The sequence below is a fragment of the Vibrio sp. B172a genome (assembly GCF_030248355.1).
Taxonomy (GTDB): domain Bacteria; phylum Pseudomonadota; class Gammaproteobacteria; order Enterobacterales; family Vibrionaceae; genus Vibrio; species Vibrio owensii.
The window spans coordinates 31,761-43,860 of record NZ_JAHGAC010000018.1 but is presented as its reverse complement, the minus strand read 5'-3'; the positions used below and the strand labels follow the sequence as shown (position 1 = coordinate 43,860).

General features: G+C 45.0%; 11 protein-coding genes. 5 read left to right on the top strand and 6 right to left on the bottom strand.

Annotated features, from left to right (window positions below):
* Positions 1 to 50: 50 nt before the first annotated feature.
* The 6 genes from KIT90_RS17415 to KIT90_RS17390 all read right to left on the bottom strand — a co-directional run bounded on the left by KIT90_RS17415 (position 51) and on the right by KIT90_RS17390 (position 4,904).
* Positions 51 to 683 (bottom strand): DUF3299 domain-containing protein, encoded by a 633-nt coding sequence (locus KIT90_RS17415; RefSeq protein WP_285377786.1) that lies wholly within the window; start codon positions 681 to 683, stop codon positions 51 to 53.
* A 79-nt stretch (positions 684 to 762) separates the two neighbouring features.
* Entirely contained in the window at positions 763 to 2,094 is a 1,332-nt protein-coding gene (locus tag KIT90_RS17410) for an amidohydrolase family protein (protein WP_020196868.1), read from the bottom strand.
* A 277-nt stretch (positions 2,095 to 2,371) separates the two neighbouring features.
* Complete coding sequence (locus tag KIT90_RS17405; protein WP_285377784.1) at positions 2,372 to 3,370, bottom strand: AraC family transcriptional regulator; 999 nt, start codon at positions 3,368 to 3,370, stop codon at positions 2,372 to 2,374.
* Between the two features lie 63 nt (positions 3,371 to 3,433).
* Positions 3,434 to 3,898, bottom strand: a complete 465-nt coding sequence (locus KIT90_RS17400; RefSeq protein ID WP_285377782.1) for a hypothetical protein — start codon at positions 3,896 to 3,898, stop codon at positions 3,434 to 3,436.
* Positions 3,899 to 3,936: 38 nt separating this feature from the next.
* Positions 3,937 to 4,443 (bottom strand): hypothetical protein, encoded by a 507-nt coding sequence (locus KIT90_RS17395; RefSeq protein ID WP_285377781.1) that lies wholly within the window; start codon positions 4,441 to 4,443, stop codon positions 3,937 to 3,939.
* Positions 4,444 to 4,445: 2 nt separating this feature from the next.
* Complete coding sequence (locus KIT90_RS17390; protein ID WP_078609587.1) at positions 4,446 to 4,904, bottom strand: hypothetical protein; 459 nt, start codon at positions 4,902 to 4,904, stop codon at positions 4,446 to 4,448.
* A 647-nt stretch (positions 4,905 to 5,551) separates the two neighbouring features.
* Between KIT90_RS17390 and uhpT the strand changes: the two genes are divergently transcribed.
* The 5 genes from uhpT to manA all read left to right on the top strand — a co-directional run bounded on the left by uhpT (position 5,552) and on the right by manA (position 12,042).
* Positions 5,552 to 6,949 (top strand): hexose-6-phosphate:phosphate antiporter, encoded by a 1,398-nt coding sequence (gene uhpT / locus KIT90_RS17385; protein WP_020196862.1) that lies wholly within the window; start codon positions 5,552 to 5,554, stop codon positions 6,947 to 6,949.
* A gap of 297 nt (positions 6,950 to 7,246) precedes the next feature.
* Positions 7,247 to 7,855, top strand: a complete 609-nt coding sequence (gene uhpA, locus KIT90_RS17380) for a transcriptional regulator UhpA (RefSeq protein WP_005435246.1) — start codon at positions 7,247 to 7,249, stop codon at positions 7,853 to 7,855.
* A complete protein-coding gene (gene uhpB, locus KIT90_RS17375; RefSeq protein ID WP_285377778.1) occupies positions 7,855 to 9,354 on the top strand; it encodes a signal transduction histidine-protein kinase/phosphatase UhpB in 1,500 nt (499 codons plus the stop codon). Before uhpA ends, uhpB begins: the two co-directional genes overlap by 1 nt.
* Before the next feature lie 5 nt (positions 9,355 to 9,359).
* On the top strand, positions 9,360 to 10,700 hold the full coding sequence (locus tag KIT90_RS17370; RefSeq protein WP_005435249.1) for an MFS transporter: 1,341 nt from the start codon (positions 9,360 to 9,362) through the stop codon (positions 10,698 to 10,700).
* Between the two features lie 118 nt (positions 10,701 to 10,818).
* Positions 10,819 to 12,042: a mannose-6-phosphate isomerase, class I gene (manA, locus tag KIT90_RS17365; protein ID WP_285377777.1), complete on the top strand. Its 1,224-nt coding sequence runs from the start codon at positions 10,819 to 10,821 to the stop codon at positions 12,040 to 12,042.
* The last annotated feature ends 58 nt before the right edge of the window (positions 12,043 to 12,100 follow it).

Sequence of the window (12,100 nt, the reverse complement as noted above, 5' to 3'; positions counted from 1 at the left end):
TTGCCATTAAGCGACAGCTCACTGCTTTTATGTATTTTCGATATGTACTCTTATCGATAAGGTCGGATAGAAACCTCATCCATTTGATAGATAGTTTCTACGTTGGCAGCACCATCAGAGTATGAAACGTCTGCTTTGGTCTTTTTCACATGCAGATCCCCTTTAACCCAAATTGGTTCGTAAAGAGACGTCAGTTTTAAACCTTTTGGATAATCAACCAATACAATCTGGTTTGCAGGTGGCGGAGGAGTATGGATACATGCGCCCATGGTTGGAACAAGGAAGAATTTTGTGACAACGTCATTGTTAAATTCTACTGGCGTAACAAAGCCAGGAATTTCATAAGTTTCTTCTGTTAGCGTTGTGTTTGGCATTGATGCCAACATACGACGATGTTCAGTAATTTCGTTGCGCTTTTTGAACAACCACTCAATGTCTAAGTCGTCAGCCTTTAAGCTGTCTTCCAGTTCTTTCATGGTTTGCTTTTGTTGCTCGTTAAGATTTTGAGAATTGCGATATCTTGCAAGAGAGCCCAGTTCAAAAAGTTGTTGGTCTGTGAGTTTTACAAATGGGTCTTCAATCTGAGGAACATTCACCGGCAGCAGTTGCTCCCAGCTCAATTGATCGGCGGATACATTTGATGAAGCTAGCAAAACTAAGCCAGCCAATAGGTACTTCTTCATACGTTCCCTTGAATAGTTCTTTGTCTTTTAGAGAAAAATTTGGGGACAACGTATGTCCCCAAACTGATTGCAGAGTTTACTACAAGGTGTTCTTGTGGATCTTGCCGTCTTTCATAATTACTTTGAATTTATCTTGGTAATCGTTAAGAACTGTGATGTCCTCCAGAGGATTTCCGTCCACCAGCACCACATCTGCATACGCGCCAGGCTCTACGACACCCAATTTGCCGTATTTATATGGATTCATACCACCCGACCAACTAAGCACTTCTGCTGCGTTTGATGTGCCCATCTTCATGATTTGATAAGGAGTAAACCCGACTTTCTCCATCCAAACCATATTGTCTGCTTGGCGTGTATTGTAAGCCGGACCAAACATATCGCCGCCAGTCACAATCAAAAGGTCGTATTTACGCGCCCACTCAAACATCTGTTTCGCGCCTTCGTTTACTTTGGTCGCTTTGGCTTTTTGATCGGGACTGAAGAAAGTGATCTTCTCTGGTTCCGCAAAGGCTTCGAGAGACATCACCGCTTGCGCAGAAAGTGCCACACCCTTCTCTTTCATTCGCTTGATGGTTTCCTCAGAGATAAGGAAGTTATGCTCGATAACTTTCACGCCTGCATCAATGGCGCGATTAACCGAACGGTCATGATAAGCGTGTGCCATGACATAAGTGCCATAATCTTCCGCTACACCCACAATCGCTTCCATTTCTTCTTTCGAGAATTGCGTCATATGGATTGGGTCAAACTCACTTGCGACACCGCCGCCAGCCATGATCTTGATTTGAGTTGCCCCCGAACGTAGGTTCTGACGCGCAGCTCGACGAGCCTCTGTTTCACCATCAACGATATAACCAAAGCCGTGGCGTTCAAGATCATCTACACGCCCCGGAACATCGTTAAAGCTACCAGTATCTGCGTGACCGCCGGTTTGACTCAAGAAACCGCCCGCTGGGAATAGTCGTGGGCCTTCCAGCAAACCATTGTTAATGGCTTTTGCCATGCCAAGAATGTTACAGCCAGCGTCACGAGCTGTGGTAAAACCTTGGTCGAGGTACTGCATCATGGAAACGTGGGCACGAGCGCCCATTGCCATTTGATCGTAACCATCTCGACCTACCAACATGCCTTCCTGAATACACATATGGGAATGCATGTCGATCAAGCCAGGGATCATGGTTAAGCCTTCGCCGTTAATCGTCGTGGTTTGCTTGTCAGTTTTTATCGGTTTAGCCGAAATCTCTTTGATTAAGTTATCGACAACCAATACGTTCTGGTTTTGCAGTAGCTTTTCATCCGTGCCATTGAAAACATCGACGTTGGTAAACAGCGTAGAGGCTGCATTGGCATTGAGGGCGAACGCACAAGATAGCGCAACTAAAGAAAGGTTCTTCTTAGAAATTGTCATTATTACACCTATGTTTTTGGATAGTTGGGGTCCATTTCCTATAACCTCCCTGTTTAAACAGTGGCGTTATGAGGGCGTCTATTTCAGTGATCACCAAAAACAACTGATCAGATAAAAACACATATGAAACAGACGACTTACGTTAAAAACATAGAAGTCATAATGACGACTTTCAAGGTGGTTTAATTGCCTTTACACGACAACATGCGGATATTGTTATAGAAATGTGAGTTGAGACGAAAACCTCCGATTATTCAAAGGTTTTATGTGTAACTCATTATGACAACGACTGGCGGTACGCTTTTGGTGTCATTTTCATCATTCGCTTAAATGCACGGGTGAAATGAGCAGAATCTGAATAGCCTGTTTTGAGCGCAATATGTGTGATACTCAGGTCTCGGTCAGCTAGTAGGTCTAGCGTTTGTTTAAGCACCAAGCCTTCGATCACTTCTCTATACGTCGTATCCTCATTTGCTAGCCGCCTTTGTATGGTGCGAGCATTCATGTCAATCAACTCACCAGCAAACTGGATAGAGATCTTGCCCATAGAGAGATAAGGCGTCAGCGCCCTTGCTAATGCGTCACTGAACTTATCATCCTCTCCCCGAATACTTGTACTTGGCGCCGTTTGAGATGGCGTGAAAGCAATTGGCTGGTTAATCCATTCATTAGGGATTGAGATTGCAGTAACCGGTCTACCAGTAAAGAACTGCGCGCTCTTCATACCCGGCAACAGATTGAAAGGCTCGGCTTCTACATCTTGAATCCCGACTTCTGCCAATCGCCATTGGGAGCCAACAAGCTTTTTGAGCAACTCATTCATAAACATCGCGGAGAACATTTCTGCGTAGCGGAACCATTCTCTTTCTGCGTTCTGTTTTTCTCTCACTAGCCACCACTTCCCACCGCGTGATTGAACAGAAATACTCACGTTATCGGAGATTTGTTTAAGCAGTTGGGAGACATCTTCTAGGGCTGCTTTTAGCGAGTGAGTTTGAGTAATTTGGTTTGCAAATCTAGGCACATAGATGTCGTGACAAAGCGTCCAAGTGAGCAAGGCAAACTTCTCTGGTGATGCGCGTTCCCCCAACGTTTGGAAGACTGCTTTTAGCGCGCTCTCGGGAACAAACGCGTCAAGGGATTGGTTAGACAAGATATCCTGTGGCATTCGGGCGGATTCAAGTAATGAGTGAATATCTCCATCAAGCTCATTGAGCATCGTGGCAAAAAGCTTTACTTCTTCCGAGTGAACCAAAGGAATATCTGTATTGGGCATGCAAGCTATCATCTTAAAATACCAAGGATTATTCTAGTTTATGCACAAACTTCCGAGCTGTCATTAATAGCAATCTAAGTGCCATTCCATATTGAGAGAGAACTCACCTGCAGGCATTTGATACTCGTTCATATCAACTCTGGCGCTGATTCGGACTTCTTTACTCGAATCTAATTGCTCAAGATTTAGCTCAATGCCTTGCCGCCAGTAGTCAAGATTACCGACAAAACGTTCCGGTGTTTCCACTTTGAAGTGAATACGCTCAGGGCTGATGGTCTCTGCACCCATATCAATATTGAAATAGGACAAACGAAAATAGAGACGCTTATCTCGGTTATTCGAAAGTAGTTTGAGCGTTAATGAATCACTGCCAAATCTTCGACCGAAATGAATTTCGCCACGCTCTTTAATCACTTCAATGCCACAAGATTCATCGATATGTTTATGAAAATGAACTTGTGCCGCACGAGAAAGCGAACTCAGGCTTAGCAGTGCGACTGCTAATAATGAAATTAGAAATTGCTTCATAAGAAAACAAGCCCTATTAAAGGGCTTTCATTAATTTATTAATCACCACATTCGATGACCCAATTAGTAACTAATGTATATTGGTCAGCATCCAAGTTGCTTTCATCGACATTAATTCGAGCGGACAAGTCCACAAGATTATTATTTCGGATGTCAGAACGGGAATATTCAATACCTTCCTCCCAATCTTTAGCATTCATATTTGCTTCATGGACACCGCCGGATTTGAACCACACATCTTCTTTATCAATATGGTTACCGAGTTCATGCTCTTTTAATGGCTCAAGGCTGAGTTCAATCTTTCCGTCGTCTTCGTTATTAATCAACTTAACTTGTGCTTTGGAATCGTTGTATTGATCACCAAAAGCAAGATCAGCGTTTGCGATGGTGACATCAATGCCGCATTGTTCTTGAATAGTTGCACTAAACGTGACGTCATCACTTGTGGCTTCGTCCTTATCTTTAAGCGCTTGAGCCTGTGCACCAGTCGCTGCAATGAGTGTTGCTAACAATGCAATGCGGACCGGTCGTTTCTTGAGTTTCATGTTTACTCCGAAAAAGTGGTTTGAGTTTGCTTCATTCTCTTGAGCCTTTGTGTTTCTGCTTGAATTTGCAGAAGCTTCAGCTCGTGCTCTGCCTGAGCGAGTTCTTCCTGCCGTTTTCTCTCTCGCAATTCGAATTCATAAAGACGAGTACAATCGACTCGTTCCTCACCACCGAATTGAAAAGTCAGTGACGCGTATACGCCAGCCTCATCTTGGTTTTGCTGGTAATAGTTGTTGTAGTAGTTATCACTGTCTTCTTGACCCGTTGCGCCATACGTACCGACCTGAAAGGTTTTACCGGTTGAGACAGCTTGCTCACAGGTTGCGCCTTCAGACGTTCTGATTCTGTCTGTACCCGATGGGTTCGAAACACTGGGAATAGGATTTGCGATAGCGCCAAAGCTCAGCAGCAACAAAGGCAAGCCACAAAACAGGACACGCTTGCTAGCAATCGTGTTCATGCTTTAATACCTTTTTAACCGGATGTTAGAACACACTTCGTAGCTATTTGGTGTGTTATTCACCATTCGAGTACAAATTTTCTTTTTGCTTATTTGGCCCGCAGGTGTTTTGACTCGAACGTTTAATGACACTTCTTGTTGAGGATCAAGTGTTATTTTACTGTTGAACGTCTTATCATCGATTCTGAGATAATAATCCGCTTTTTTGTTGTACTTATTCTTTAAAAGAAATTGAACTTCCGTCATATCGGTATATGCGGTGAACTCTCTCTCTTTCCAAATATGTAAATTTGCCGATGCACTGCCAGAGATTAGCATCGTTAATATAATCACCTTTCGTATCATGGCTTATTACCTTGAGAAGAAATCAGACGGTGATTTTATTTTGTGCAGTTTTTAATCCTTACCATTTTACGCCAAGGAAGAAACTAACTAGGTGACTGGATGCTTATTGCCAGAATTAAGGCTATTCCGCACAGAATGTGATGATTTTCACGCTTTCTTAATCAGCAATCGTTTTCTAGGAATTTTTCCTAGTCGATCTAAGCCCTCCTCTCATGTGGTTCAAAAGAGGACTCTCTACAATCGCCGACAGCTAAAAGAAAGCGAGCACGCAAGTGCATCACACTAATACAAGAGAGTTCACGATGTTAAAATTCCTTGAACAAGTCCGGAAGCCTACCCTCGATCTTCCTGTCGAAGTACGTAGAAAAATGTGGTTCAAACCATTTATCCAATCTTACCTAGTGGTATTTATTGGCTATTTGACCATGTACCTGATCCGTAAAAACTTCAACGTCGCGCAAAACGACATGATTTCTACTTACGGTTTGTCGATGACAGATCTAGGCTTGATTGGTCTGGGGTTCTCGATTACTTACGGCATCGGTAAGACCGTAGTTTCCTACTACGCCGATGGTAAAAACACCAAGCAGTTCCTTCCTTTCATGCTTATCCTTTCTGGCCTGGCAATGCTTGGTTTCAGTTTCAGCATGGGTGGTGGCAGCGCGAGCTTGTTCTTGATGGTGGCGTTCTACGCACTAAGTGGTTTCTTCCAAAGTACTGGTGGTCCTTCTAGTTACTCGACCATCACTAAGTGGACGCCTCGTAACAAGCGTGGTTCTTACCTAGGTCTTTGGAACATGTCTCACAACGTAGGTGGTGCGGGTGCTGCAGGTGTGGCTCTGTTTGGTGCTAACTACTTGTTTGACGGTCACGTAATCGGCATGTTCGTGTTCCCTTCTATCATTGCGATCATCGTTGGTTTCATCGGTATGCGCTATGGTAACGACTCTCCTGAAGCCTACGGTCTAGGTAAAGTAGAAGAGCTATTTGATGAAGCAGTCAGCGAAGAAGACGAAGCGGCTGAAGGCAATCAAATGACTAAGAAAGAGATCTTTGTTGAGTACGTTCTGAAAAACAAAGTGATCTGGCTACTTTGCTTCGCAAACATCTTCCTTTACATCGTGCGTATCGGTATCGACCAATGGTCAACGGTTTACGCATACCAAGAACTTGGTCTATCAAAAGAAGCAGCAATCTCTGGCTTCACCCTATTCGAAGTGGGTGCGCTTGTGGGTACGTTGATGTGGGGTTACCTATCTGACCTTGCAAATGGTCGCCGTGCGCTCGTGGCTTGTGTTTCTTTAGGTTTGATCATCGTATCACTTGAGTTCTACCAACACGCAACCAGTGAGTTCATGTACCTAGCGTCGCTATTTGTTCTTGGCTTCCTAGTATTTGGTCCTCAACTGCTTATCGGTGTTGCCGCGGTTGGCTTTGTTCCTAAGAAAGCAATCAGTGTGGCAGACGGCGTAAAAGGCACATTCGCTTACCTAATTGGTGACAGCTTCGCGAAACTGGGTCTAGGTATGATTGCAGACGGTACACCAATCTTTGGTCTTACGGGTTGGAAAGGTACGTTCGCTGCCCTAGATACCTCAGCAATGATTTGTATTATTTTGCTTGCTTTCGTTGCTATCGCAGAAGAGAAAAAGATTCGTCAAAACAAGAAGAAGCTTGAACTCGCAGAAAACCAAGCTTAATCAAACAGCGCGCTTTGCCAGTCAAAGCGCGCTAGATCATTAAATAAACTTGGTCAATTTAGTATCATAGTAGGTTTTTATTGAGCTTAGATACCAATCAAAACAAATAGGTGTTTATTCTTGCTGGCTAAAATCACTTATAGCTTTGTTGGAGATTTTGTAATTAGAGCAACTAGCTAACGGCAATCTCCGCCTCGCTCTAAGCGATTTTTTCTGCGCAATTTTCTAAACACTTATTTATCCCGATTGGTATTGAGCTCATTTTCGTTTGTGTATTGCTGAAGTTTGGTATTTAAGATGATTAACGTAGCGCTTGTTGATGACCATGTCATTGTTCGTTCTGGATTTGCTCAATTGCTGAGCCTTGAAACAGACATGAATGTTGTAGGTGAATTTAGCTCGGTAGCAGAAGCTCGAGTGGGATTACCTGCGTGCAAGCCAAATGTAGTTATCCTAGATATCTCGATGGCAGACGAAAGTGGGCTTACCCTACTCTCCGAAATCCCTTCAGGCATTGCTTGTGTCATGTTAAGCGTGCATGACTCTCCCGCAATGGTTGAAAAGTCACTTAAACTCGGCGCAAAAGGTTACCTAAGTAAACGTTGTAGCCCTGACGAGTTAATTCAAGCAGTCAGAACCAGTGCTTCAGGCGGTTGTTACCTAACACCCGATATTGCGTTGAAGCTCGCGACACCAAGTGACAAAGCGGCGACACTGACTCAATTGACTCGCCGAGAAAACGAAGTGTGCCAATTGCTGGCTCGTGGTTTAGATGTGAAATCAATCGCCACTGAGCTTGGCTTAAGCCATAAAACCGTTCACGTTCACCGTGCAAACGCCATGGATAAGCTTGGCGTGAAGAACAACGTTGAGCTCGCCAAACTGTTCTCGCAAGAGTCGTTTTAATGCGTAGCTACACCATCACCTCCATTTGCGGTTTATTCATGACAGGATGCTCGTGGTTCTGTCTGTGGGTGATCGCCTATTACTTTGTGAACGATGCAGAGCTTGCGATCTTGTTGTTCCCCTTCGCATTACGTTTAGGGTTAACACTGCACACGCGCACAAAGTATTGGGCAACGATTTATCTCGCCGAATGGGGACTGACCGTGGCTCTTGCTCTACTTCTTGAACAACCACAATGGTTGATGGTGTTGGTGGCCAGTTTCCTAAGCATTCCGGTTGTTTACTTTGCTAAGCGTTATTACAAAGGCGATCAGAACCAGCATTTAGCGGTGATGGCGGTCGTGTTGCTCGTGACGTCTTGTATTAACGTACTTGCGGTTGGTTATCACGTTCAATCTGTCTACATGGCGTGGTTAGCGAGCATTGCGGGGGGGTTGTTGGTGCTGCCAATGTGTTACCTACTCTGGAACTACCTCTTCCAAAGCCCTTGGTCACCGCTGACCTCGAATTTGTTAGCCAACGAAGTTCAGTTCAAAGTGCGTCATATTCTGCTTTATAGCGTGCTGTTGATTGCCAGCATTTTGGTTCAAACCAGCTTGCCGGATGAGTTAAAACGCTTCGCGCCTTTTTGCATGGCGATACCAATCATTGTGCTTGCGCTACGCTACGGCTGGCAAGGCGCTCTGCTTGCGACCATGTTAAATAGTATTGCGCTGATTGCTGCGCGAAGTGGTGTTTCGAATCTGGAAATCACTGACCTACTTTTGTCCCTTTCAGCACAAACCTTAACGGGCATTATGCTCGGTTTAGCGGTGCAGAAACAAAAAGATCTTAACCAAAAACTTCGTGGCGAATTGTCGAGAAACCAAACCTTGTCCCGACAACTCATTCAAGCGGAAGAGTCGGTACGTCGTGACGTAGCAAGAGAACTGCACGATGAAATTGGTCAGAACATCACAGCGATCCGTACACAAGCGAGCATCATTAAGCGCGTTGATAACGCAGAAATGAACACACGCTGTGCCGACATGATAGAGAACCTATCACTTAATGTTTATGACACAGCCAAGCATCTGCTGAGCAAACTGCGTCCGAAAATGCTCGATGATTTGGATTTGAAAGACTCCGTTCACCAGTTAACCCGTGAAATGGAGTTCGACAATCATGGCACTCGCGTTGTGCTTGATTGGCAAGGTGACTATGAGTCTTTGGGCGACACGTTGAAAGTCACCCTATTCCGTTTATGCCAAGAAGCATTAAACAACGCAGCTAAATACGCGAATGCGACGTCAATCGTTATCGAGCTGTCTATTGACGAGAACATTTCGTTGAACATTGCAGACAACGGCATTGGTTTCAAAACCGAAGACTGCATGAAAGGCATGGGTGTTCGCGGCATGCAAGAACGCGTACAAGCACTCGGCGGCAAAATGTATATCTACTCTTTGAACGATCATGTGGATGGCACACAAATCGCCATCACATTACCTAAGGTGTAACGAGCATGTTTGGATTATTTCAGTCTCCGAGCTACAACCAAGCTCCCCTTAGCAAAGATCAAGTGGATGAACGCTATCGCTATTGGCGTCTGCACATCATGCTGGGCATGTATCTTGGTTATGCGGGCTTTTACTTCACTCGCAAAACATTTAACTACGCTGCACCCGCAATGATTGCTGATTTAGGTTTAGATAAAGCCGATATCGGTATGATTGGTACGCTTTTCTACATCACCTATGGTTTATCGAAGTTTATCTCGGGCACCATATCTGACCGTTCTAACCCTCGCTTTTTCATGGGTGTCGGTTTAATCGCAACGGGCCTTATCAATATCGCGTTTGGCTTCTCTAGCTCTTTGGTTGCACTCGCTGCACTTTGGGTGATGAACGCCTGGTTCCAAGGTTGGGGTTGGCCTTCGTGCTCTAAGTTACTTACGACTTGGTATTCGCGCTCAGAACGTGGCTTTTTGTGGGCAATTTGGAACACGGCTCATAACGTAGGTGGCGCGTTAATTCCCCTACTCGTTGGATTTCTCACATTCCATTACAGCTGGCGAGAAGGCTTTATTGTACCCGGCGTTATCGGCGTAATTCTTGGTGTGATTGTTTGTTGGCGCTTGCGCGATAAACCGACCACTCAAGGGCTACCAACGGTTGGTCAATGGCGTGATGACAAGTTAGAGCTGGCGCAAGAAAATCACGGACAAGGTCTGAGTTATAAAGAAATCCTCAAACAATACGTGTTCAACAACAAGTACATTTGGTTGCTCGCGTTCAGTTATGTACTGGTTTACATCGTGCGCACCGCCATCAATGACTGGGGTAACTTGTACCTGACAGAACAACACCACTACAGTCTAATCAATGCCAACGCAGCATTGTCGATGTTTGAAATTGGTGGCTTTGTTGGTTCACTGGTGGCTGGTTGGGGCTCGGATAAACTGTTCGGTGGTAACCGAGGCCCGATGAACCTATTGTTTGCCGCGGGTATATTCTTATCTGTCGCAGCACTGTGGTTGATGCCATTAACCAACTTCGCGTTCCAAGCTGCGGGATTGTTTTCTATTGGCTTCTTTGTGTTTGGCCCACAAATGTTGATCGGTATGGCAGCAGCGGAATGTTCACACAAAGATTCCGCTGGTGCAGCAACGGGCTTTGTTGGTTTGTTTGCCTACATGGGTGCCGCACTTTCTGGCTACCCATTGGCATTGATTCTTGAAGAATACAGCTGGACTGGATTCTTTATCACCATTTCGGTATGCGCAGCCGTTATTGGCTTGTTGTTATTGCCATTCTTACAGGCTCAACCTTCAAGAAAGCCGCTCGCTCCCAAGCTTAGATTGTAGACATCTGATTGTAGAAGCGACTTCTACACCTCTTAGGGTGAGTTAACCGCTCATCCGCCCAATCTCCATTATTTTTTGCTTCCGATTCAGTTCGGAGGGTTTTCTACGGGTAAAATTCATGAATTCGAATACTATTTCATCAAAATGCTTCTTCAAAATGGACAATAAGATCCAAAACTACGACTGGGGAAGCCGCACAGCAATCCACGATTTGTTTGGCTTTGCTAACGAAGCTCAGCAACCTCAAGCCGAAGTTTGGATGGGCACGCATCCGAATGGTTGCTCTATCGTTACACAAGGAAACACTGACGCTTCAAATACAACTGTTTCGCTATCAGAATTGATCAAACAAGATCCGTCAGCGTTTCTATCCCCAAGCACGGCAGACGCCTTTGGTGACCTACCTTTCCTTTTCAAGATTCTTGCGGCGGATAAAGCCTTGTCTATTCAAGTACACCCAAACAAGCAAGATGCAGAGCTCGGTTATGCAAATGAACAACAGCTAGGTGTCCCGCTGAGTGCATTCAATCGTAATTACAAAGATGCGAACCACAAGCCAGAGCTGGTTTACGCCCTAACGGAATATCAAGCAATGAATGGCTTTCGTCCCTTTGATGAAATCATCGCTGAGTTTCGCCAGTGCGACATTCCCGAAATCAACGGTTACCTAGAACAGTTTGAACGCAATCCCAACCAAGACGGCTTGTGTCACTTCTTTGTGGAGATTCTTTCCATGGAAGAAGCGCGCAAGATTAACGCCGTGGATCACTTATTAAGTTACGCAGCAGCCAGCCAAGCACGCCCTGTGTGCGAGTTGATTTTAGACCTTGCTGCTCAGTACCCGAATGACGTGGGTTTGTTTGCCCCATTGCTGCTGAATGTTATTACGCTTAAACCCGGTGAAGCCATGTTCTTAAGCGCGAGAACGCCTCATGCTTACATCAAAGGCACTGGTCTGGAAATCATGGCGAACTCAGACAACGTACTTCGCGCTGGGTTAACACCAAAACACATGGATGTGGAAGAACTGGTTAAGTGTACCGACTTTATTCCAAAACCGATGAACACGCTACTAACCAAAGCAGCAGTCAACGGCTGTGAGCACAACTTCCCTGTCCCTGTACAAGACTTCAAGTTCTCTGTCTTCCAAGAGCCAAAAGATCAACAAGTCGAGATGACCAGTGCAGAAATCTTGATGCCAATCGATGCGGACGTAACGCTGCTTGCAGAAAGCGGCGAAACATTGGTGCTTGGCAAAGGGCAATCGGCTTTCATCCCTGCTTATGTAGGGAACTACACGCTCAGCTGTGAAGGTCGCGTAGCTCGTGCATTTAATGGCTAAGTTCATTTCCTCTTAAAACAAAAATGGCGGAGACTTTTCAGCTCCGCCATTCAAACCA

Coding starts and splice junctions, on each gene's coding strand:
- KIT90_RS17415 (WP_285377786.1), bottom strand. CDS start 683: ATGAAGAAGTACCTATTGGCTGGCTTAGTTTTGCTAGCTTCATCAAAT.
- KIT90_RS17410 (WP_020196868.1), bottom strand. CDS start 2,094: ATGACAATTTCTAAGAAGAACCTTTCTTTAGTTGCGCTATCTTGTGCG.
- KIT90_RS17405 (WP_285377784.1), bottom strand. CDS start 3,370: ATGCCCAATACAGATATTCCTTTGGTTCACTCGGAAGAAGTAAAGCTT.
- KIT90_RS17400 (WP_285377782.1), bottom strand. CDS start 3,898: ATGAAGCAATTTCTAATTTCATTATTAGCAGTCGCACTGCTAAGCCTG.
- KIT90_RS17395 (WP_285377781.1), bottom strand. CDS start 4,443: ATGAAACTCAAGAAACGACCGGTCCGCATTGCATTGTTAGCAACACTC.
- KIT90_RS17390 (WP_078609587.1), bottom strand. CDS start 4,904: ATGAACACGATTGCTAGCAAGCGTGTCCTGTTTTGTGGCTTGCCTTTG.
- uhpT (WP_020196862.1), top strand. CDS start 5,552: ATGTTAAAATTCCTTGAACAAGTCCGGAAGCCTACCCTCGATCTTCCT.
- uhpA (WP_005435246.1), top strand. CDS start 7,247: ATGATTAACGTAGCGCTTGTTGATGACCATGTCATTGTTCGTTCTGGA.
- uhpB (WP_285377778.1), top strand. CDS start 7,855: ATGCGTAGCTACACCATCACCTCCATTTGCGGTTTATTCATGACAGGA.
- KIT90_RS17370 (WP_005435249.1), top strand. CDS start 9,360: ATGTTTGGATTATTTCAGTCTCCGAGCTACAACCAAGCTCCCCTTAGC.
- manA (WP_285377777.1), top strand. CDS start 10,819: ATGAATTCGAATACTATTTCATCAAAATGCTTCTTCAAAATGGACAAT.